Below are 22,989 nucleotides of genomic sequence, written 5' to 3'. Positions count from 1 at the left end.
ACACCTTTTTCTTTCATAGCATTTTATTGTTAGCTGAATTAGGTGTTTTCATATTTTAAAAGTGCTTCCCTTTGCGTAATTCACAAAAAAACTAAACCATGAAGAAAGAAGAAGCACTTTTTTTATTTTGCCTTAATCGTAAAAAAGAAAGCTGTTCATCATTTTTTAAAAGATATATTTTGCTGTTAATCAATATAATCCAATCTGTATGAAAAAAATTACGAGCCAGCCTTCTTGATTTTGAGTTAGGATCCTTTACTTATAATGAAATCTTAAGAACGTTGTGCTTACTTTTTTAAAGTGCCTCTTTTGGCTTATTTTGTATTAACTAAACCGTGTCATATCATGAAGAAAATAACGCGAGGCACCTTGTTGTAAAAAAGTATTTAGAATTTAATTAATTCCGTAAATCAATTGCACCAACAATTTAACAACCCAAAGATTGTTTTTTGCTGCTAATGCTACAATATGAAAATAGTAAACGGTGCCTATGAATGAGAATTTGATAGGATTGACCGATAATTGCATTTTCAATAGAGGTACTAAAAACCTGAATTATGACCTAGGAATTGCTTAATCAAGTTTTCGGCCTGCTTTTTTGCCTAAAAAAGAAGATAGTTTGTGCAGCATGATTTATATTTGGTAGTGTCAATCATAGACCTCCAACAGCTTTTAAGTTAATAGACAACTTGCATGAATATTAAAAAAATTCTAAAAATAACAATCGCCCTTCTTTTTATAGGGTTCTGTATTCATATCGTCTATACCATAATTGATGGGAGGAAAGACGAAGGAAAATCAGCCGATATGGCGGTAGTATTAGGAACAACCGTAAACACAGACGGTACCTTGTCAGAACGTCTAGAAAAGCGATTGGAATGCGTACTGAAACTCTATCAAGACAAGCGCGTGAAAAAGATTATCGTCAGCGGCGGCTTCGGAAAAGAAGGCTTTTTTGAGGGCGACAAGATGAAGGAATATCTGGTAGGAAAAGGAGTGCCCGATTCTTTGGTTATCGTAGACAATAAAGGAAATAATACGACAGCAACCGTAGCAAATGTTATCCGCATGAAAGACAGCCTGCACTATGACGACCTGATTGTGGTGTCGCAATATTTCCACCTCACGCGAACCAAGATGCTTTTTAAGAAAGAAGGATTAGAGAATGTGAGCAGCGCAAGCCCGAGGTATTTTGAATACCGAGATTTTTATTCCCTGTTCAGGGAGTTTTTTGCGTATTATTACGATCGATTATTTTAGTACTATGGAACCTATTATAAAAAACCTTACGCCAACCCAATTGGTAGGCATGCGCCTAAAGATGTCTTTGTCTGATAACAAGACGTTCTTGCTCTGGAATTCTTTTATGCCAAGGCGTAAGGAAATCAAGAACAGCATAAGTACCGACTTGTATTCGATGCAGGTCTATGACGCTTCGTATTTTGACAATTTCAGCCTCGATGCCGAATTCACCAAATGGGCGGCCGTAGCGGTAGACGATTCAGCAAGCATCCCTGAAGGAATGGAAGCCTATGGTCTCAAAGGCGGCGACTATGCCGTTTTTATGCACAAGGGCGGACCCGCAGAAGGAGCAAAAGTATTTGACTATATCTTCCAGACATGGCTTCCTGCTTCAGACTATGTGTTAGACCAGCGGGAGCATTTTGAGCTGTTAGGGTCTAAATATAAAAACAACGATCCCGATTCGGAAGAAGAAATCTGGATTCCGGTCAAGCTAAAAAAAGAACTGATGGACAAGACAAAAATTGCAGTAGGCTTATTCGACAAGCTTGCCAAATCGTACCAGACTAGATGCATGGATGTGAGCTTGTATAGCGATTCATTTAATCGATTCTGTGACAGCATCGCCAAGCAAGATGCGGCCCTATTAGAATTAGCCTGCGGGCCCGGCAACGTAACAAAGTACTTGCTCGATAAACGTCCTGATTTTAAGATGCTAGGAACCGATCTGGCTCCTAGGATGCTTGAACTCGCCAGAGCCAACAACCCCACAGCGGTCTTTGAACTCATGGACTGCAAGGACTTAGGGAAGGTTTCTGAAACCTATGACGGTATCGTCTGCGCTTTCTGCCTGCCGTATCTTTCAAAAGAAGAAACAGCCAAGCTGCTGCAAGATGCCTCTAAAGTATTAGCATCCGATGGCGTGCTGTTCCTGAGCACGATGGAAGACGATTACGAAAAATCGGGATGGGAAAAGGCAAGCAACGGCGAAGAGGTTTTTATGCACTACCATAAAGCCGAATTTCTGGTTGCCGAATTGAAGTACAACGGTTTTATAATTATTGACCAGCAACGCAAGTTTACTGAAGGAAGGGATGGCGCGCCCGTAACCGACCTGCTGCTGATTGCCCGAAAGGCATAACCGTTTAGCAACCTAAATTCTTAAAATTTAGATTCTTCTGGGCAATGACAATAATTTTACAGATATTTGCACTCTGCAATTTAAAATAAATAAACAAAAATATTTATGGGAATGAACAAGAACACCATTCTGGGCTGGGCAACTTTTGTTATGGTTCTGATGGGACTGCTGCTAATCGGTCTGGGCATATTTCGCTATGACGATGTAGCCGGCTGGGGTTTCGCAGCCGTAGGAATCGGCTTTTTCGCAATCGCCTGGGTTTTCAGCTCGCTGAAAGGCCGCGTATGATAATACTGGTATAAAAAACGAATCCGCCTAAAAGGCGGATTTTTTTATGCTAATGGGCCAGCTTGCCGGGCGTGATGCCGAATTTGTTCTTAAAAGCAGTCGTAAAATGTTGCACATACTGGTAGCCGCAATACGCCGCCACTTCCTTGACCGGCTTATTCTCTTCCAGCAGCATGCGCTTGGACTGCTGCATCCTGATTTCATGCAAATAGCCAAATACCGTAGTGCCGAAAAGGATCTTAAAGCCTTTCTTGAGCTTGAAGTCGTTAAGGCCCACCTTGCGCGACAGCTCTAACAGCGAGTAGGGGCTGGTGATGTTCTGTTCCAGCAGCATCTTGGCATGGTGAATTTTTTCTACATCTTCCTTTCGTATCTTTTCCGAAGGCACTACAGAATGCGTGCTTTCATACTGCTCGATTTGCAGCAAGAAAAGCTCTAATATCTTAGATTCTAAAAACAAGCGTTTTAATACCCCTTTTCGCTGGCATTGGCTGATGTCGGCTAAAAGGAGATTCATCTGCGCCGTGATAGGCATGTTCTGCGGACTCAAGGAATTGCTAATTTCCTGCTTGTCGATGCCCTTCAGGAACTTGTCGATGGTCTTGCTTTCGGAATCGGCAAAACGGTTAAAATAATTTTCTGTAAAATGAATCTCGAAAACATCGTTCGGCACTTCCTGCTTGCCGCCTCTGAACTTCCCTTCAAAATTGCTGGAATAGAAGAAATTATGCTGCTGAGGTCCGAAAGAATAATCATATTTAGAGTTAAGCGATTCTACTTCAGCATGTCCTGCAAGCGAAAAATGCATTTCAAAAACAGAATAATCGCTCTTGAAATTCATACACACTTCTTGATGCAACATGCTGCGGCGCTTTAAGGCATGAACGCCGTCGAACCAGATTTCTGAAATGGCGGCATGTCCGATCTTATTGTCAAACAAATGTGTTTCTTGTTCGATGACATCAGTAATGCCATCATGAGCCGCGTGGAAATCTTTTTCGAAAAGAATTTCGTCGAGGTCGCTGTCATTTATGGTTATTTTCATCGTAATCCGTTTAGCGTAAAACAACATCCGCTTTGCGTAAGCTAAGATAGCTAGGCATTTCGGACATTTGTACAAAGATAGTTATTTAGAATCAATCTAAACAAAATAATTTTTACGAATGGCAACAGTACCAAAATGGTTGGGAGATACGATGGAAGTGGTTTATCAGCGGTTTATGCACGAAATGGTCGTAACCGATGTAGAATACCTAGATGAAAAATTAAAACGAGTACGCTTTGAAGGCGACCTCAGAAAAGTAAAATTTATACCCGGCTATGTCGTCAAAGTACGCGTGAACGATACCGAGTACCGCCATTATACATTATCGGCGTTTGATACGACAGTCGGATACTGCGAAATAGTCTTCTATCTGCACGGCATGGGACCGGGAAGCAGCTGGGCAGAAGCCTTGCGGATGGGAGACAAGGTCAAGTTGTTAGGGCCCGGCGGAAAGCTGCATTATTCTGAAAGCAAAGAGAATCATTTTTTGTTTGGCGACGAAACCTCTTTAGGGTGGATGAAATGTATGGAAGAAGAAGCCGAACGTCGGGAGGAATTTTTCTTCGGTTTTGCAGAACTGGACGAACCGCACCAAGATTGGGCGAGCCGACTCGGGAGTTCTGTGAAAATAGTAGAGAAGTCATCAGACAATCCGGCGCAGCCCGTGATCGATATCCTAAAAGAATGGGAAGAAGATTTTTGGGAAACTGCTGGGAATACTGTCTTTTATCTTACAGGGCGAACAAAGTCGATACAAGCCTTCCGCAAGTTTCTCTTATCGAAAGGCATCAGCAGCAATCGGATAAAATCAGAACCCTATTGGGCAGAAGGAAAAAGCGGGCTGTAAGAGCCCGCTGTAGTTATTAATGCGAAACGGTTTTCAGGCCGATAATCGAAGCGATCAATGTCGCGATAAAAAAGATTCTCCAGAAGTTGGCAGGATCTTTAAACACAAAAATGCCTAGCAATACGGTTCCTACCGCGCCGATTCCTGTCCACACCGCATAAGCTGTTCCGAGCGGCAGGTTTTGCGTGGCCTTGATCAGCAACGACATGCTGATGATACAGGCAACCAAAAAGCCGCCATACCATGCATACGATTCTGTTCCTGTAGCTTCTTTGGCCTTGCCCAAGCAAAACGTAAAGGCGACTTCAAATAATCCGGCTATAATAAGTATGATCCAGTTCATAAATGCTATTCTTTTAAAATTTAGGCAAAGGTCGTTTCTTATTGCGAGATCTTTTTTTACAAATGATAAAAAATAAGCGGTAGTAAAAAGCCAGGAGGGTCTTATTTAATCTCGGCTCTGATCCTGCTCAAGCTGACCTGCGTAATGCCCAAATAAGATGCGATATAGCCAAGCTGTATTCTTTGTACAAAATCGGGATTGTCTTCGAGCAGTTCCAGATAGCGCTCTTTAGCCGATTTGAACAGTTTGGAGATAAGCCGTTCTTCGGTATGGAGAAGCAGAGCTTCTGCAAATTTTCGTCCCCAATTGGCTATGCTGATATCTTCTAAAAAAAGCTGCTGCAAATCATGGTTCTTGATTTCATAGAGTTCGCAGTCTTCTAATAGTTCTACGCATTCATAGCCGGGCTTGTTGTCTACATAGCTTTTCATGGAAACAATAGGGTCGCCTTCTCTGCCAAACCAAAAAGTAATGTCTTTTTCTTCTTTAGGGGCAAAAGCCCTGACGATACCTTTCTTGATAAAATAGACGGAAGTTTCCGTCTTGTCAGCTTCTAAGATGATATGTCCTTTCGGTAGGTTTATTTCGGTGCTATATTGCACTATTTTTTGACCCGCTTCTTTAGAAAGCGGATGTATGTGGTTCAGTATTTCGAGAATGTCCATTCCGGATAAATGTTTCTGCAAGGTACTTATTTTTCTGCAACGCCAGAAGATGGAATACTTAAGCAGGCAAAGCAGACGTTAATTTTATTGTAAAAGTAAGTGCCTAAATCTATGGATGAAAGAAAAAGCCTATTTTTGAAAGGCTTGCATAACTATTTAAATCTTTCGTATTGATGAAAACTACTTCTTTTATTGCTGTATTTTTATTTGTATTCCAGCTTGGCTTGTGCCAGTCAGAAAAACTGCTTCATGGAAAGGTTAGTACTGATGGTTTTCCGATTGCAGGTATTGATGTTATCAATCAAACCAACAGCACCTTGACTGTGACGGATGCTTCGGGAAAATTTTCTATCTCGGCAAAAGTCGGCGATGTTCTCATTTTTGCAGGAAAGAATTATACGACTAGGAGGATTTTCCTCAAACAGAAAGATTTTGAAAAGGCCGGCATGGAGGCCGCTTTAAATCAAGAAGCAATACAGCTGGTAGAAGTAGAAATTACAAAAGAGACAGATGATGTAAAACTCGATGCTCCTACTGCTGTGCCATTGCGGTCTGTGGACAATATACTGAATTCTCCTACCAACACAATGGTCTATAACGGTGCCATAAACCACGGACTTAATTTTGTTGCCATAGGTAAAATGATCGGAAAGCTTTTTAAAGGAAATAAAGACGACAAGGCTGTAGCCAATGTAGACATTAAGGAGTATGTTTCTGATAATTTCAACAAAGACTTTTTCCTTAAGACTTTAAAATTAAAGGAAGAAGAGATTGGTATTTTTCTTGAATTCTGTTATGCCGATCCTAAAGCGACAATTATTGCTAATACTAACAATGTACTAGAAGTAACCGATTTTCTGATTTCAAAAAAAGAGGATTTCAGAAAGTTGAAAAATTAGATTTAATACGTTAGGAATTTTATACATGAGTGTTTTATTTGTTGGTTGAATTGCAATTTTTTCGATGGAAAAAACTGAATAAATTTTATAATCCTTTGAACAGAATCCACTTACAATTCTATATATTTGCCGATCAAATAAAATTTTAAATGAAAAGCTGTATCTTTTTTTTATTCTTAACTTGGACTACTATGTCTCAAGCCCAAACTATTTCTTTTGGAGACGTCAAGTTAAAAAATAAATTGCTTTACTCTGATGTAACAAATGCCACTGCTAAAGATGTTAATGGCAATCAGATAAAAATCGATGCTAATGGCAATAATGAGATTGAGGTTTCTGAAGCACAACTGGTATACCAGCTTGACCTGAATGTAGAGGAGACCCATTTGGGCAATGCCTATAATTCAATGGTTGGGTTAGAACATTTTGTAAATATCCGCAAGTTGGTCATGCATTTTTATTATAATACAAATGCATCTTTTGAAGCCTTTCCTTTGTTGGAAGATTTGACTTTTACGGGCTCAACTCAGATAAGGACCATAAATTTGGCAGGCATTCCTAATTTAAAAAAATTAAATGTCTCAGGTAATTTTACATTGCTCCTCGGTTTAGATGTTTCTTCCGTTCCCTTGTTAGAATATCTAGATTGTAATATGTGCGATCTCAACTATCTGGATGTTTCAATGCTGACCCAATTAAAAGAACTCATGTGTGCCAATAATAGACTGCCAGCGCTTAATTTGACAGGGTTAACTCAATTGACGAAGCTGGAGTGTGGAGGAAACAAAATAGTTACCCTAAACTTGTCAAGCAATACGTTGTTAAAATACGTTGATTGTAGTAATAATTTAATAACTAATTTAAACTTAAATGGTTTAAATGAATTACAGGATTTAAATTTTAATATTAATAAGATTGCTGGGACAGTAAACCTATCTGCCCTTCAGAATCTTCAAAATTTAGACGCAGGATTGAATGATTACACATCTTTAGACGTTTCTGGCTTGCAGAATTTGATAGATGCAAGTTTTTCTAATGCACAACTCCTTACAAGTCTAGATTTAACAGGATGTATCAATCTGACAGGTTTGGGATTGTCAGGAACCAAGATTGCTTCTTCAGATTTAACAATGTTGACTAATTTAGAATATTTAAATATTCAATTCCAGGATTATATTACAACATTAAATGTTTCGGGTTTATTGCGACTAAAAAAGATTAATTTGGAGCTTACTCCGGCTTTAACTAACTTTATTTCTACTCAATTGCCAGCCCTAGAAACTATCAATTTTGAAAATTCATCGATTTCTCGTGTAGATTTAGAAAACAGCCCGCTGCTAAGAAATGTTACTGGTAATAATAGTGCGGTAACTTTTGTGAATGTTTCTAATGCTAATAATCTTGGTGCACTTAATTTGAATTCATGCCAAAACTTAAAAACATTATTAATAAAAAATGGACGTGGACCTGGGACTTATAATTTTAATAACCCTTCTTTGAGATATTTATGTGTAGATGAAAGTTACGTTGAAGGTTATCAGGCACGATTGACAAGTTACGGTATAACCCAATGTGAGATTAATTCATATTGTAATTTTCATCCAGGAGGAGTTTTTTATGAGATACAAGGGACTAATAGGATCGATGTAAATACGAATGGTTGTAGTACCACAGATCCGATATATTCAAACTTGAAACTTAAAGTAACTAAAGGCTCCAATAGCACTTATTTAGTGACAAAAGCAGATGGTTCTTTTAATATTCCTGTACAAACAGGAAATTATTTAATTACCCCTATGCCGGAAAATACAGATTATTTTACGATTTCTCCTGCCAATGCTACAATTAACTTCAGTACGGCTACCAGCCCACACAATCTATCTTTCTGTTTTACACCTGTAGGAAACAAGACAGATGTCCAGATCACAATGATGCCGATTACGGCTGCACGTCCAGGTTTTGATGCAACCTATAAGTTAATTTATAAGAACAAAGGCAATCAAGTCGAAAGTGGCACGATAAACTTGGCCTTTCCAGACAATAGTATTGATTTAGTATCAGCAGTGCCTGCTGCAACATTTAGCAATGGAATGCTGACATGGAATTTCAGTAATTTAAGCCCAATGGAAACCCGTGAGATAACCTTGGTCTTTAATGTCAATTCCCCTATGGAAATACCTGCTGTAAATAATGGGGATACTTTATATTATACTGCAAATGTTGCTACTGCTAATACAGATATTGACACGTATAACAATACTTTTAAGCTCAACCAGATTGTTGTTGGATCTTACGATCCGAACGACAAGACTTGTTTAGAAGGAACCGTTATTCCTTTAACAGCTATAGGCAAATATGTTCACTATTTGATACGTTTTGAAAATACGGGAACATATCCTGCAGAGAATGTTGTTGTGACAGATATAATTGATGCTGCTAAGTTTGAAATAAATAGTTTGGAGCCTATTTTAGGAAGTCATCCTTATGTCACTAACATAAAAGATCAGAAAGTAGAGTTCATTTTTGAAAATATTAATCTCCCATTTAGTGATGCTACTAACGATGGATATATCATGTTCAAGATCAAAACCAAAACGAACTTAGGAGTAGGAAGTACCTTTACTAATGAAGCGAAAATCTATTTTGACTATAATTTGCCAATCGTGACGAATCTGGCTTCTACTTCTATAGCACTATTAGGTCGACCTGATTTTAATTTTGGGGATTATTTCAAATTGTATCCAAATCCGACAAAACATCTTATAACTATCGAAACCAAAGACGGACTAGGACTAAGCTCTCTCGAAATATATTCTTTTGACGGTAAAGTCATTATGGCAGTTCCGCAGCCGACGACTACACTTGATGTGTCTTCTCTAGCAGCTGGAGCCTATTTTATAAAAGTACATACTGAAAAAGGAAGCGCTACTACCAAGTTTATAAAACAATAGCAATTCTATAAAAAGAAAAAGACGCCTAGAGCGTCTTTTTTAGTTTTAGGCTAGATACATTTTCAAAGAAAACAGTAGCGCTATTGATGAATAAACATTTCTAGACTTGCATTTAAAAGCTATCTTGATAGTCGGCTTTTAAGCAAATTATGTACAGTGTTAATAAATAAAAATGTCAGACGATAAGAAGATAATTGAATTATTTTAATGTGTTTGTTTTCAATATTTATAAGATGTTTTGTCAGGATTTTTATTGCTTGAGGATTTAAGCTTTGAAATCCAATACCCGATAAAAGTTACATTAAAGCTTTGATATTTATATAATCAATTTTACAGCGGTTATATGCTGTGACAATTATGGCTTATTGATAGCAACAATCAAGAAAATAGCGATCAAAATCAAAATATTTAAAATTATTAGCCAAATGTGTTTTTTGATTTGTAAGCTCTTTTTGAATTTAACTTTAAATAGAAAATAAGTTAAAATCAGAATTAACACTGCAGGGAAAGTAACAAAAATAATTATATAAAAAGCTGTATAAACAGTTAATGCTTGTAATACATCTAAAAATGAAGGATTGCTAAAATGATAATAATACTTTGTTGTTGAAAAAATAACAAATAAGAATGACGCGAAACTCATTATAACTGATAACCAAAATATAAAATTTAAAAATCTAAGAATTATTGAAATTTTGCTTTCTAATAAACTTATACTAAGGAGTTTTTTTAACATGTTTCAATGATTACGTTCTAATTTCCGGACGCGTTTTAAACCAGCGCAAACAGCTAGTTATAACTTTTTTAATTGTTCAATGATTTTTTCAGTTTCAGTGTTTTCAATCTCTTTCAAATCAATTTTAGTGTCCCAAAAGTAAAATCCGTTTTTGTCTTTTGCATATGGACCGAAACCTTTTTCAGTTTTAAAAGTCTCATAGTCGACCGAATCCATTCTCATGGCTCTTTCCCCGTAAATATAGTTTTTGTCTTTTGCATAACAATCCCCAATTACTTTAAATGTTTTTACGTCAGAGTTTTCAACTATTGCGAAATTACCACCATCAGACATTAAATAATGTCTATAAACATTTTTTTTATCCTTGTAAAAAGAACTTCCTAGATATTCAAAAGTTAAAGTATCAATTACGGAATTTATGCTTTTTTCTTTAATAGAATTATTATAAGAAAGTTTTGTGATATATATGTTGGTTCTACTTCCATCATCATTTACTTCTACTGTTTTTATTCCTAAATCACCATTTTTAGATTTCCATAAAGCATAATTAGTTTTAGTCCAATTTAAATCATCGTTGATTCTATCTATGCTCTCATTGCTAGAATTTTTACAATTAGATAAACTCAAGGAAAAAATAATTAGAAATAATAGTTGTATTTTCATCTTTAAGATTAATGTTCTGATAATTACTGCTAACGTTTTGCCTGTAACCGTCAGTTGCGGATCAAAGCGAACTGAGTACTCTCTGCTAAGATAGAATTTCTTCGTGAAACACAACTTCCGGTTACCGAAATCTCCGCAGTCTTTTTTTCATTATTAAAGGATTGAATGCCAATTATACCGAACTCATCGCTTGCTTTTTTTTTATTTAAGACTATCTTTGTTGCCATAGTTTTAAGTTTTAGCTAATATAAGTTTAGTTTCCAAGTGGGAACATAAAGTGGGAACATTTGAGAGATTTTCATAGGAACAAGCAAAAACGAGTCAAGATTAAAGCTTAATAATCAAATGTTTAATATAATTTAAATTTCTATATGTCAGACGATAAGAAGGTAATTTTTTCGATGCAGAAAGTAAGCAAGACTTACCAAAGCAGCGACAAACAGGTATTAAAAAACATCTATCTTAGTTTCTTTTATGGAGCGAAGATCGGTATTCTCGGGCTTAACGGTTCGGGAAAATCATCCCTATTAAAAATTATTGCAGGTGTTGATAAAAACTACCAAGGCGATGTGGTTTTTGCACCGGGCTATACAGTAGGCTACCTGGAGCAAGAGCCTCAATTGGACGAAAACAAAACTGTGATTGAAATCGTAAGAGAAGGCGTGGCAGAAACCATGGCGGTTTTAGACGAGTTCAACAAAATCAACGACCAATTCGGATTGCCAGAAGTATATGAAGATGCTGATAAGATGCAGAAACTGATGGACCGTCAAGCTGAGCTTCAAGATAAGATTGATTCTTTAGGTGCTTGGGAAATCGATACCAAACTAGAAATTGCTATGGATGCGCTTCGTACTCCAGAACCAGATACCCCAATCAAGGTACTTTCTGGTGGTGAGAAAAGACGTGTGGCATTATGCAGACTGTTATTGCAACAGCCAGACGTATTATTGCTGGATGAGCCTACCAACCACTTAGATGCTGAATCAGTACTATGGCTAGAGCAGCATTTGGCACAATATTCAGGAACCGTAATTGCCGTAACCCACGACCGTTATTTCTTGGATAATGTAGCAGGCTGGATATTAGAACTGGATAGAGGAGAAGGTATTCCGTGGAAAGGAAACTATTCTTCTTGGCTAGACCAAAAATCAAGCAGAATGGCGCTTGAAGAAAAAGTAGCTTCAAAAAGAAGAAAGACTTTAGAGCGTGAGTTAGACTGGGTACGCCAAGGAGCAAAAGGCCGCCAGACAAAACAAAAAGCGCGTCTTCAGAACTATGACAAGCTTTTAAACGAAGACCAAAAACAACTGGATGAAAATCTAGAAATCTATATCCCGAACGGACCTCGTTTGGGAACCAATGTGATCGAAGCAAAAGGCGTTGCGAAAGGCTATGGCGACAAATTGTTGTATGAAGACTTGAACTTTACATTGCCTCAAGCTGGAATCGTTGGAATCATCGGACCTAACGGTGCGGGTAAGACGACCATCTTTAGAATGATTATGGGCGAAGAAACGCCAGACAAAGGAGAATTTTCTATTGGTGAAACGGTGAAGATTGCGTATGTAGATCAGGCGCACTCAAACATCGATCCTAACAAATCCATCTGGGAGAATTTCTGCGACGGACAAGAGTTAATCATGATGGGCGGCAAGCAGGTAAATTCAAGAGCCTACTTGAGCCGTTTCAACTTTGGAGGAAGCGACCAAAACAAAAAGGTAAATACGCTTTCTGGAGGAGAAAGAAACCGTCTTCACTTGGCAATGACCTTAAAAGAAGAAGGAAACGTATTGCTTCTGGATGAGCCTACCAACGACTTGGACATCAACACGCTTCGTGCTTTAGAAGAAGGTTTGGAGAATTTTGCGGGCTGTGCGGTAGTTATTTCCCACGACCGTTGGTTCTTAGACAGGATCTGTACGCACATCTTGGCTTTTGAAGGAAATTCTGAAGTCTATTTCTTTGAAGGCAGCTTCTCAGAGTACGAAGAAAACAAGAAGAAACGATTAGGCGGCGACCTGACTCCGAAACGAATCAAATACAAAAAATTGATTAGGAATTAATAAAATAACAAAATCTCGGTATAGACCGAGATTTTTTTTATTTATAGTATATTTGGAGTAAAAATTATCTATGCCCCGAAATAGAATAATTTCATTTGTTCTGGTCCTACTACTTTATTGCAGCCTGGCTTTTTCGCAAGAAAATATAAAAGATACTAGAACCCGAATTTATGATCTCATCTGTAAAGCCGATGGCTTGCTGACAGACCTGAAATATATGGAATCGCTGCAGGTTTCCAAACAGGCTTTGAATTTGGCATATAAGAACAAGCAATACGATTATGTTGCGATGTCCTATAATACTATTGCGGGCTGCCATGAAGAACTCATGAATACCAATATGGCTTTGGCCTATTATAATAAAGCCCTTATTTATTCTCAAAAGACTCAAAATGATACGATCAAGGACTGGATTTACAACAACATTGGCAATCTCTACAATTTTGCGATAAAAGACTACGACAAGGGAATTTACCATTATAAAAAATCGCTCCAGTATGCCCAAAAAGTAAAAGACACTACCGAAATAATCTTTACAGAAATGAACCTGGCTTGGGCGTATTTCAACAAGAAAGATTTCGTGCAGGGTCTTCCTTATCTAAAGAATGTCGAAAAACACCTTGACAAGTATGGCGATATCGAATCCAAAGTAATCGTAAACAACCTATTCGGGATGTACTACAGCAGTAACGGCAATGCCCGGCTGGCCGATTCGTATTTTAAGCTTGCCATTGATTATGGAATCCGATACAAGCAGCAAAATGCCTTGGCAGACGCTTATGCAGAATATTCAAAGCATCTCTATCAAATCAAGGATTATAAAAATGCCTATATCAATAAAGTACACTATGAAGAGCTGAAAGACGACCTTCACAATCACGAAAAATTAAAAAGCGCCCAGATAGCAGGAATCCAGATCGAGCTTGATGAGTCCAGAAGAAAAATCGACAAGATTGAGCTTGAGAAATATGCCCAGCAAAAGAATCTAAGGAATTCAAAGATTATTGTCATCTTATTTCTTGCCATACTAATCATTCTGCTTTTGCTATTGTATACTTTTTACAAGAACAGCATCTACAGAAAAAAAGTCAATCAGAAGTTGCTGGAAAGCAATGAAGAGCTAAAGATTGCAAAAGACAAGGCCGAAGAATCGTCTATACTCAAAAGCCAGTTTATTTCTACCGTAACCCATGAGCTGCGGACGCCTTTATATGGCGTTATCGGAATCACCAACTTAATTCTTGATGAACATAAGGAACTAGAAAACAGTCCGCACATCAACTCTTTAAAGTTTTCGGCGCGTTACCTTTTATCGCTCGTGAATGACCTGTTGCAAATCCACAAAATAGAAGATAAGAAGATAGTGCTGGAAGAACTTCCGCTGAATGTCTTGGATGAGATCGAAAAAGTGAAAGAAGCCCTTCAGTTTATCGCCATCAAAAACAGGAACAAGGTGATGATTGACGTAGATATCGAAATACCCGAATATTTGATAGGCGATAAGCTGCGTTTGTCTCAGATTTTGGTAAATCTTACAAGCAACGCCTTGAAATTTACGCAAAACGGAGTCATAAAATTAGCCGCCGCGTTGGAGAAAAAAGAAGGAAATACCTATTACATAAAATTTGAGATTGTAGACAATGGATGCGGTATTGCAGTCGAAAATCAGAACAAGATCTTTGAGAAATTTGTACAGATTGACAGAAAAGAAGGAGATTATCAAGGAACTGGCCTCGGGCTTTCTATCGTAAAACGTCTTTTAGAGCTTCTTGGAAGCAGTATTCGTCTAGAGAGCAAGGAGGGCGAAGGAACCACCGTCACGTTTACGATTCCTTTCGAATATGATGCGAACGCTACAAAAATGTATATTGAAAACATTGATGTCGATACGACAAATATTTCTTCGTATAAGATTCTTGTTGTAGAAGACAACAAAATCAACCAGATGGTGACCAAGAAAATCATCGAAAAGAACAACTACAAATGCTTTGTTGTTGATGATGGTTATGCGGCGCTGGACATTCTCGAAAAAGAAACATTTGACGTTATCTTGATGGACATCAACATGCCTGTCATCAACGGATTTGAAACAACCCGAATGATTCGCGACAAAGGAATAGACATACCTATAATCGCCCTTACGGCTTTTGATAAAGATGAAATTACCGACGAAGCAAAACTGTCAGGAATGAACGACATCTTAATCAAGCCTTTTGAGCCTTTGCGCTTATTCCAGATTATCAATAGCCAGATTGCAAAATACTCAACGCAGCACTAGCTTATTTGAAATTTATCTCAGCATAAATAGGCAAGTGGTCCGATGGATAACGGCAGTCTTTAGAATCGCTTAAGGTGGCGAATTTGACAACTTCCATCGTATTTCTGTTGATAAAAATATAATCGATTCGTGTCGTTACAGGCTTATTAAATTCAAAAGCATTAAAAGTACCTTCAGGTCCGAAAACAATTCCTCTGCATACTTTTTGGGCATCATCCAGCTCTTTCTTGATAAGCTGTAACGGAAGCGTTTCGGCTTCTAAATTAAAGTCTCCCGTCAAGACCACAGGAAGGTTGTCCCTGTTTATTTTTCGGATTTTTTCTAAAATCAGTTTTGAGCTTTCGGCTCTGGCAATATCCCCGACATGGTCAAAATGCGTATTGAAAACCCAAAGTTTCTTTTTGGTCTTTTTGTTTTGGAACAAGCCATACGTACATACCCTGTTGTAAGCGGCATCCCATCCTTTTGACGGCTTTTCTGGAGTTTCAGACAGCCAAAATGTATTTTCTTCCAACAGCTTAAACTTGTCCGAATTATAAAAAATAGCGCTATGTTCTCCTTTTGATTTTCCGTCGTCGCGTCCTTTTCCAATAAAGCCATATCCAGTGAGCGTACTGTCGATATAACTCATCTGCTGAGGTAATGCTTCCTGTACTCCCATAAAATCGGGCATGTAGAATTTTACCTGATCGGTCATGAATTCTTTTCGCTTCGACCACTGATTCTCACCATCGCTCTGGGTATCCAGTCGAATATTATAGCTCATCACTTTAAGATCTTGTGAAAATAATGCCTGTGCGGCCAGTAAGAATAGGAAGTAAAAAGATTTCATACGTCAGGGGGGATTTTTAGGTATACAAATTTAAAACAAAAAACGCTGGTTAGTACCAGCGTTTTTTATTCTTTTTTGAAGCATCCGATTTTCTCGAATTATTTTCTTTAGCCTTGTTTTTATTTCTCAAGTCCGGTTTTGCATTTGGATCAGGAACGGTATCTTTCCAAGGGTAAGGATGGTCATTAACCGTTTTGACATTTACTTTAATCAAGCGCTGAATGTCTTTCCAGTAACCTTCTTCATCTTTAGAGCAGAAAGAGATGGCAATACCGCCATTTCCGGCACGGCCTGTTCTTCCAATTCGATGCACGTAAGTTTCAGGAATATTAGGAAGGTCAAAGTTGATGATATACGGCAGTTTGTCGATGTCGATTCCCCTCGCGGCAATATCCGTTGCTACTAAAACACCGACTTCTTTGCTCTTAAAGCTCTCCAATACACGCTGTCTGGCATTCTGTGATTTGTCGCCGTGGATGGCTTCAGCAGCGATCCCTTGCTTTCTTAAAGCTTTGACAACATTGTCTGCTCCATGTTTGGTTCTTGAAAAAACCAAGACATCAGAAATATTTTCGTTCTTAATTAGATGATATAAAAGTTGTCTCTTGTCTTCCTTGTTTACAAAATAAACACGCTGCTCTACAGTTTCTGCAGTTGATGAAACAGGAGAGACAGAAACATATTCGGGCTTGTTCAGGAACGTTTCCGCCAATTCTCTAATTGCCATAGGCATAGTAGCAGAAAACAAAAGCGTCTGCCTGTTTTTTGGCGTAAGCTTCACGATTTTCTTGACATCATTGATAAAGCCCATGTCCAGCATCTGGTCGGCTTCGTCTAACACTAGCGTATGCAGATGGTCAAGATCAATAAAGCCTTGCTTGTGCAGGTCTAATAATCGTCCTGGCGTGGCAATCAAAATATCGACGCCTTTTTTCAAGATATCTACTTGAGGTACTTGTGAAACACCACCAAAGATGGTCAGCTGAACAAGGTTGGTATATTTTGCATACGCTTCAAAGCTTTGGCCGATTTGTACGGCAAGCTCGCGCGTAGGAGTGACAACCAAAGTCCTGATTTGTTTTGCTTTTTTTGACGAGCCAACAATGCGGTGAATATGATGAATAATAGGAATTGCGAATGCGCCTGTTTTTCCAGTACCAGTCTGAGCACAGCCTACAAGATCGTTTCCTGCTAAAATAATCGGAATTGATTTTTCTTGTATTGGTGTTGCTTCCAAATAGCCGATTTCAAAAACGGCTCTCTGTATACTTTTGGAAAGTGATAAATCTTCAAATAACATAAAAGGTAATTTAAGTCTTTGCAGTAATTGCAAATACGGTGCAAAGATAGTTTTTATTATTTAATAGATTTCGTTTGCTTTTTTGCAATAATTAAAAGAAAAAAGCCCCATATCTATGGAGCTTTGATCACTATTAACCAATATAAAAACAAACCAACATGCAACTACTCATGTTTTTTTCTATAGGCATTATAAAATACTTGTGGCAAGACGGTCAGGGAGAAAATCATGCAGAAAAGCAATCCGCCGACAATCATAATGGCCAAAGGTTTCTGGATTTCAGAACCCATCCCAGATGAAAGCGCTGCAGGCAATAGACCCATAGAACCCATCAGCGCAATCATCACAATGGGACGAATTCTGCTGTAAACTCCTTCTGAAATGGCTTTTCGTAACGGCATTTTTGCCCGTAAATTTTCTTTCATGACTGCAATCAATATAATTCCGTTAATCGTATTTACTCCGAAAAGGATAATAAAACCGATACCTGCCGAGATGCCAAAGATAGTTCCCGTCATCCAAAGCGAAAGGAATCCTCCGGCAAAAGCATACGGAATCGTGCTTGTCGCAATCAGCGTGTCTTTCATGTTTCCGAAGTTGAAATACAATAAGAACAAGATAAACAGCAATACAACAGGAACGATAATCGCCAGCTGTTTAGAGGCACGTTCTTTGCTTTCGAATTCACCCGCCCATTTCATGGTGTTTTCTTTCGGAAGTTTTACTTCTGCAGCCACTTTTTTCTGCGCTTCGGCAATCGTGCTTCCCAAATCGCGTCCTTCAATACTGAAGCCGATGGCAATATAACGGCTGTTCCCTTCCCTATAAATAAAAGTCGGACCGGTTTGGTAGCTGACTGTCGCAATTTCTCGAAGCGGTACTTTTTTGCCGTCCATCGTCGGAATCAGGATGTTTTCGATTTTCTCTTTAGAATCTCTGTATTCTTTTTCAAAACGGATTCGGACATCAAACATTCGTTCGTTTTCATAAAATGTCGTAGCAGCCTGTCCGCCAATAGTCATGGCAATTACAGCTTGTGCATCGGCTGTAGTTACGGCATAGCGTGCCATTTTTGAATCGTGCAGTTGAATACGAAGCTCTGGTAAACCTATGTTTTTGTAGACATTTACGTCTTCGATACCTTTTACAGGAGCGATCGATTTAGCAACTTTGTTGGCATATTCTTCGAGTTTGAACAAGTCGTCGCCAAAGATCTTGATGACTAACGGACTTTTTACGCCGGCCACATATTCTTCCACATTGTCTTGAATCGGCTGGCTGAAGCCGAAGTTGATTCCAGGATATTCCTCAAGCTTTTCTTTGATTTCTGAGATCAGCTGTTCTTTTGAAATTTTCCGCTTCCATTCGTCCTGATGCTTTAATTCCATGTGGAATTCGATATTGAAGAAGCCTGTCGGGTCCGTTCCATCATTCGGCCTTCCGGTTTGGGAGAGGATGAATTTTACTTCGTCAAACTTTTGGAGCTTGGTTTTCATTTCTTTGGTAAGGCGAACCGATTCGTCCAGATTAATGCTATTCGGCAGTGTTGCTCGGATATAAATAGCGCCTTCATTCAGCTTTGGAATAAATTCAGAACCGTAGAACATAAACCGTCCAAAGCAGACCGCAAGCAATAGGATAAAGCCATATACGGTAGCTTTTCGATGCCTTTCACTCCATAAGAACATTTTGTACAGATTGTTTCGGAAGAATCTGGAAATCCTATTTTCTTTTTCGACAATGTTTTTTGTCAATAAGACTTTACACATGGCCGGAACATACGTCAAGCTCAAAATTAATGAGCCGACCAAGGCATAACCTAAGGTAAATGCCAGTGGCGAAAACATTTTTCCTTCTACTTTTTGGAAAGAGAAAATAGGCAGGAGGGCAACAATCAGAATGATCAAGGCGAAGAAAATATAAGTCGCCACGCTTCCTACGCTTTTCTTGATAAGTCCCATTTTTGACATACTGTTAAAACGTTTCATGCCGACCTTATGTGCTTTCTTTTCGAGCGATACAAAGACCTGTTCGACGATGACGAGCGTTCCTTCGAGCAATAAGCCAAAGTCAAGCGCCCCCATTGAAATCAGGTTGGCAGGAAGTCCTTGGATACGCAACATGATAATCGCAAACAAAAACGAAAGCGGAATTACAGAAGCAACGATTACGGTCGTACGCCAATTGTACATAAAAATGAAAACAATCAATGAGACGAGCAATACGCCTTCAATCAGGTTTTTGGTAACGGTATGAACGGTGGTGTTGACCAATTCGGTGCGGTCGATAAAAGGTTCAATGGTTACGCCTTTTGGCAGAATCCTTTCGTTTAGCTCATCGATTCTAGTACGCAGATTTTCAATAACTTCACTTGGGTTTTCGCCACGAAGCATGACAACGATTCCCTCTACCAAATCATCACTATTGTCTAGACCAACTTGCCCTAATCTGGGCTTGGCGCCAATTTTTACTTCAGCAACGTGTTTGACAAGAACCGGCGTGGAGCCTTTTACTTCGATCAATATGTTTCCAATATCTTCAATATTATCGAGCAGACCGACACCTCGAACAACATAGGCTTGATCACCACGCTGGATGACATCGCCACCCACATTAATATTGCTTTTTGAAACGGCTTCATAGACGTCTAAGGGCGATAAATTGTAGTTGACCAACTCTGTCGGGTTGATTTTTATTTCATAGATTTTTTCTTCGCCACCAAAACTTACGACGTTTGCTACGCCAGGAACTGAAACCAATTCGCGTTCGATAACCCAGTCTTGTATTGCGGTCAGTTCTTTTATTGGCAAGTCGCCTTTTACTACGTATCTGAAAATTTCGCCTGTGGCTCCATAAGGCGGATCAATTTCAGCATCAGCACCTTCGGGAAGACTTACGCTTGCCATTCGGTTAGAAGCATATTGCTGGGCATAAAAATCTTCTACATCTTCATCAAAAAGAACGGTTACGACAGACAAACCGAAGAGCGAAATCGAGCGCACTTCTGCTTTTTTCGGAATCGTGTTCATCTGTTTTGAAATCGGGAGCGTGATGAATTTTTCTACTTCTTCAGCGCTTCGTCCCGGCCATTGCGTAATAATTCGGGCTCTCGTATTCGTCACGTCAGGAAACGCTTCGATAGGAGTGTGCATATAGCTTATGATTCCTCCCGCGAACAGCAATGCGGTGGCAAAGAAGACGATGAGCGAATTTTTAAGCGAGAAGGCTACTATATTTTGTACAAGCTTTTGCATAAATTGTATTTGGATGGATTGCTGTTATTTTAAGCTTTCATAAATCAGAAGCTGATTTTTGGAAATAATCTTTTCGTTTTCTTGGATTCCCTTATCAAAATAAACGACCTCGTTATTCTTGGTTACCGGATTGACCTGTCTGATTTCAAGATTGCAGTCGTCTTTATAGACAATGATGAAATTTTGGTTGTCATCAAAAATTACTGCTTTTACCGGCACGGCAATCATGGATTCTGTGGAGACATTTTGTTTTTGCAGGATAATATCTGCAGACATTCCCGGTTTTAGCTTTAAGTCGGTATTTTTCATTACGATTTTTGCTTTCAGCACCCGTTCTTCAGCATCGAATACTTGCGATAATGCCGTAATTTTTCCAGAGAAAATCGCATCAGGATACGCCAGTGTCTTGATCTTGACTTCCATGTTTTCTTTGATATTCTGCATGTCGGTCGCATAAATATTGACCATGACCCATACTTCATTTAAGTCAGAAATTGTAAAAAGCGGCTCGCTTCCTGAGGAAATCTGCATTCCAGAGCTCATGTTCTTGGCAACTATAAAACCATTGGACGGAGCCTTGATTTGGAATACAGATTTTTCAGGACTAGCACTATATAAGGCAAGATTGTTCTTGATATTTTCTAACGACGATTTTAAGACTTTGACCTCGCTTTCTGCCTGAACTAAATCTTTCTGTGAAGCAATTCCGTCTTCAAACATCGATTTTACAGAAGAAAGCTGTCTTTGCGCTACAGCTAATTGCGATTCGACGGACTTGTTTTCAGACTGCAATCCGTTTAACTCTGTACTTTTTATTTCGGCTAAGACTTGTCCCTTTTTGACATAATCGCCTAAAGAAAAATAAGTGCTGGTTACTACGCCGTTGATGAGGCTGGTAAATTGGACCACATTGTCTGTATTATAGGTTACATTTCCAGTCAATGAAAAGGTTTCTGAAATAGGTTCTTTTCTGACTTCTTCAATCGTGACTTTTTTCTTTAGGTCTTCGTTTAGGCAGAATTTGTCGCTTTTTTCTAGAACAGCTTCTTTTTCTTTACAGCTGAAAAGCAGGAGCAATGGCAATGATAAATAGATATATTTCATAATAAGTGTTTCTTAATTAGAGGGATTAAAGTTCTTTGCCAATCACAAACTGCAGTTCTTCAAAATGTTCGTTGAGTTCTTTTTTAGAATCCAGAATAATGGTCTTATTTTCAAGGTAAGCATTGACAAAATCGAGGTATTCGAGCATGCTCGTGTTTCTCAAGGCAAAGTTTTTTTGATGGCTTTCCAAAAGCATATCGAGGTCTTTTTCATACGAAGCTTCAATATTTTCGTATAACTTTTTGGCTACAACCAAATCTTCGTAGGCTTGGATGACCTCATTCTGGGCTTGGTTGTTTTTCTCTTCTTTCATATACTGGCTTTTTTGGATTTCTATTTTCGAAGCCTTGATGTTGCCTTGATTTCTGCTAAAAAAAGGAAGGTCTAAAGCAAAACCGACGCCTACAAAATCATTCATGATATTCCCGCCGCGGTCATAGCTGGCCAATAAAGTCACATCGGGAGTGCGTTGCGACAGTTCGTATTTGTATTTTCGATTGTTGTATTTTTCTTCTAAAACGGATGCTTTTACATCCGGACGGTTTTCCAAAGCATCGGCAGTCAATGCTGTAAGATTGATGTTTTCCATTTTGTTTACATCAGGTACGAATTGATGCATGCTGATTTTTAGAAAGTTCTGTGGAGGAAGATTCATCAGTGTTTTTAATTCTTTCTGCAGTTGGTTGTTTTCTTTCTGAAGATCGCTCAGTTGTTTCACGAATTCCAATTCAGAAGCTTTAAGTCGGATAAATTCACCTTTGCTGATATTACCTTGCTTAGCTTGATTAGAATAGGCATTTAATAGCTTTTGGATAGAAGCGAGTTGTTTTTTATAGACGCTTTGTTTTTCTTCGACATACTGCAGATGCGTCAGATTGTTTCGGAATTCCACTTTTAAAATTCGAAGAAAATCTTGAAAATATTCCTGTGCTATTTCCACGCCAACTTTCTCCATGGCCATCAATTTCTTTCTCTTGCGTGCTGTATAAATCAGCTGTTCTATTCCAATAGTTACTTCAGAAGTCTTTCCCCAGTTGCCCGAAATAGGAGGGAGCTGTTCGGATTTGGCATTCGACCATAGATTGATCTCGCCGACTTCTAATCGAGGATTGGGCCATAATTTGGCTTGGATAACTTGCGCTTCAGCTTGGTCGATGTTGAGTTTTTCAGACAGAAGCCTTAGGTTATTTTTCAAGAAAATAGCTTCGGCTTCAGCCCTTGAAACCAACAAAGTGTCTCTTGATGTGGCATTTTGTGCTTTGCCAGAAAAGCAAAGGCTAACGAAAAAAGCGGTAAATACGATACGTTTCAATGTGAGTCTTTTTTATAACTGCA

18 protein-coding genes are annotated in these 22,989 nt (G+C 38.7%); 8 read left to right on the top strand and 10 right to left on the bottom strand.

The window, feature by feature from the left end; translation table 11 throughout:
• Nucleotides 1-693: 693 nt before the first annotated feature.
• The 3 genes from OLM56_RS12980 (at nucleotide 694) to OLM56_RS12965 (ending at nucleotide 2,671) form a co-directional block, all read left to right on the top strand.
• A complete protein-coding gene (locus OLM56_RS12980; protein ID WP_264527256.1) occupies nucleotides 694-1,260 on the top strand; it encodes a YdcF family protein in 567 nt (188 codons plus the stop codon).
• Between the two features lie 4 nt (nucleotides 1,261-1,264).
• Nucleotides 1,265-2,383: a GyrI-like domain-containing protein gene (locus OLM56_RS17500; protein WP_319800565.1), complete on the top strand. Its 1,119-nt coding sequence runs from the start codon at nucleotides 1,265-1,267 to the stop codon at nucleotides 2,381-2,383.
• A gap of 105 nt (nucleotides 2,384-2,488) precedes the next feature.
• On the top strand, nucleotides 2,489-2,671 hold the full coding sequence (locus tag OLM56_RS12965; protein ID WP_121377184.1) for a CAL67264 family membrane protein: 183 nt from the start codon (nucleotides 2,489-2,491) through the stop codon (nucleotides 2,669-2,671).
• A 49-nt stretch (nucleotides 2,672-2,720) separates the two neighbouring features.
• On the opposite strand, the gene OLM56_RS12960 is transcribed toward OLM56_RS12965, so the two are convergent.
• Nucleotides 2,721-3,716 (bottom strand): AraC family transcriptional regulator, encoded by a 996-nt coding sequence (locus tag OLM56_RS12960; RefSeq protein ID WP_264527255.1) that lies wholly within the window; start codon nucleotides 3,714-3,716, stop codon nucleotides 2,721-2,723.
• 118 nt (nucleotides 3,717-3,834) lie between these two features.
• Here OLM56_RS12960 and OLM56_RS12955 point away from each other — a divergent pair, with 118 nt between their 5' ends.
• Nucleotides 3,835-4,563 (top strand): siderophore-interacting protein, encoded by a 729-nt coding sequence (locus tag OLM56_RS12955; protein ID WP_264527254.1) that lies wholly within the window; start codon nucleotides 3,835-3,837, stop codon nucleotides 4,561-4,563.
• A 16-nt stretch (nucleotides 4,564-4,579) separates the two neighbouring features.
• Here the strand turns inward: OLM56_RS12955 and OLM56_RS12950 are convergent, their stop codons facing one another.
• Nucleotides 4,580-4,906: a DMT family transporter gene (locus OLM56_RS12950; protein ID WP_121377181.1), complete on the bottom strand. Its 327-nt coding sequence runs from the start codon at nucleotides 4,904-4,906 to the stop codon at nucleotides 4,580-4,582.
• A 101-nt stretch (nucleotides 4,907-5,007) separates the two neighbouring features.
• On the bottom strand, nucleotides 5,008-5,571 hold the full coding sequence (locus OLM56_RS12945) for a Crp/Fnr family transcriptional regulator (protein WP_264529018.1): 564 nt from the start codon (nucleotides 5,569-5,571) through the stop codon (nucleotides 5,008-5,010).
• Nucleotides 5,572-5,744: 173 nt separating this feature from the next.
• Here OLM56_RS12945 and OLM56_RS12940 point away from each other — a divergent pair, with 173 nt between their 5' ends.
• Together OLM56_RS12940 and OLM56_RS12935 are read left to right on the top strand one after the other, a co-directional pair.
• Entirely contained in the window at nucleotides 5,745-6,470 is a 726-nt protein-coding gene (locus tag OLM56_RS12940; RefSeq protein ID WP_264527253.1) for a hypothetical protein, read from the top strand.
• Between the two features lie 149 nt (nucleotides 6,471-6,619).
• On the top strand, nucleotides 6,620-9,421 hold the full coding sequence (locus OLM56_RS12935) for a T9SS type A sorting domain-containing protein (RefSeq protein ID WP_264527252.1): 2,802 nt from the start codon (nucleotides 6,620-6,622) through the stop codon (nucleotides 9,419-9,421).
• A gap of 793 nt (nucleotides 9,422-10,214) precedes the next feature.
• Here OLM56_RS12935 and OLM56_RS12930 read toward each other — a convergent pair.
• Nucleotides 10,215-10,820, bottom strand: coding sequence for a DKNYY domain-containing protein (locus OLM56_RS12930; RefSeq protein WP_264527251.1), 606 nt, complete (start codon nucleotides 10,818-10,820; stop codon nucleotides 10,215-10,217).
• Nucleotides 10,821-10,870: 50 nt separating this feature from the next.
• Nucleotides 10,871-11,047, bottom strand: a complete 177-nt coding sequence (locus OLM56_RS12925) for a hypothetical protein (protein WP_182494329.1) — start codon at nucleotides 11,045-11,047, stop codon at nucleotides 10,871-10,873.
• 144 nt (nucleotides 11,048-11,191) lie between these two features.
• Here OLM56_RS12925 and ettA point away from each other — a divergent pair, with 144 nt between their 5' ends.
• Together ettA and OLM56_RS12915 are read left to right on the top strand one after the other, a co-directional pair.
• Nucleotides 11,192-12,886 (top strand): energy-dependent translational throttle protein EttA, encoded by a 1,695-nt coding sequence (ettA, locus tag OLM56_RS12920; RefSeq protein ID WP_121377178.1) that lies wholly within the window; start codon nucleotides 11,192-11,194, stop codon nucleotides 12,884-12,886.
• A gap of 70 nt (nucleotides 12,887-12,956) precedes the next feature.
• Nucleotides 12,957-15,164 (top strand): ATP-binding protein, encoded by a 2,208-nt coding sequence (locus OLM56_RS12915; protein WP_182494330.1) that lies wholly within the window; start codon nucleotides 12,957-12,959, stop codon nucleotides 15,162-15,164.
• A gap of 1 nt (nucleotide 15,165) precedes the next feature.
• On the opposite strand, the gene OLM56_RS12910 is transcribed toward OLM56_RS12915, so the two are convergent.
• The 5 genes from OLM56_RS12910 to OLM56_RS12890 form a co-directional block, all read right to left on the bottom strand.
• The gene (locus tag OLM56_RS12910) at nucleotides 15,166-15,996 is read right to left on the bottom strand and encodes an endonuclease/exonuclease/phosphatase family protein (RefSeq protein ID WP_182494331.1); all 831 of its coding nucleotides are present in this window, start codon (nucleotides 15,994-15,996) and stop codon (nucleotides 15,166-15,168) included.
• 49 nt (nucleotides 15,997-16,045) lie between these two features.
• Nucleotides 16,046-17,296, bottom strand: a complete 1,251-nt coding sequence (locus OLM56_RS12905) for a DEAD/DEAH box helicase (protein WP_264527250.1) — start codon at nucleotides 17,294-17,296, stop codon at nucleotides 16,046-16,048.
• 164 nt (nucleotides 17,297-17,460) lie between these two features.
• Nucleotides 17,461-20,550, bottom strand: a complete 3,090-nt coding sequence (locus tag OLM56_RS12900) for an efflux RND transporter permease subunit (protein WP_264527249.1) — start codon at nucleotides 20,548-20,550, stop codon at nucleotides 17,461-17,463.
• A gap of 24 nt (nucleotides 20,551-20,574) precedes the next feature.
• Nucleotides 20,575-21,654: an efflux RND transporter periplasmic adaptor subunit gene (locus OLM56_RS12895; protein WP_264527248.1), complete on the bottom strand. Its 1,080-nt coding sequence runs from the start codon at nucleotides 21,652-21,654 to the stop codon at nucleotides 20,575-20,577.
• Nucleotides 21,655-21,679: 25 nt separating this feature from the next.
• Nucleotides 21,680-22,966 (bottom strand): TolC family protein, encoded by a 1,287-nt coding sequence (locus tag OLM56_RS12890; RefSeq protein WP_264527247.1) that lies wholly within the window; start codon nucleotides 22,964-22,966, stop codon nucleotides 21,680-21,682.
• Nucleotides 22,967-22,989 lie beyond the last annotated feature (23 nt).

This window comes from Flavobacterium sp. N2550 (genome assembly GCF_025947265.1).
Taxonomy (GTDB): domain Bacteria; phylum Bacteroidota; class Bacteroidia; order Flavobacteriales; family Flavobacteriaceae; genus Flavobacterium; species Flavobacterium endophyticum.
The sequence above is the reverse complement of the archived record's forward strand: the minus strand, read 5'-3'. Positions and strand labels throughout refer to the sequence as shown.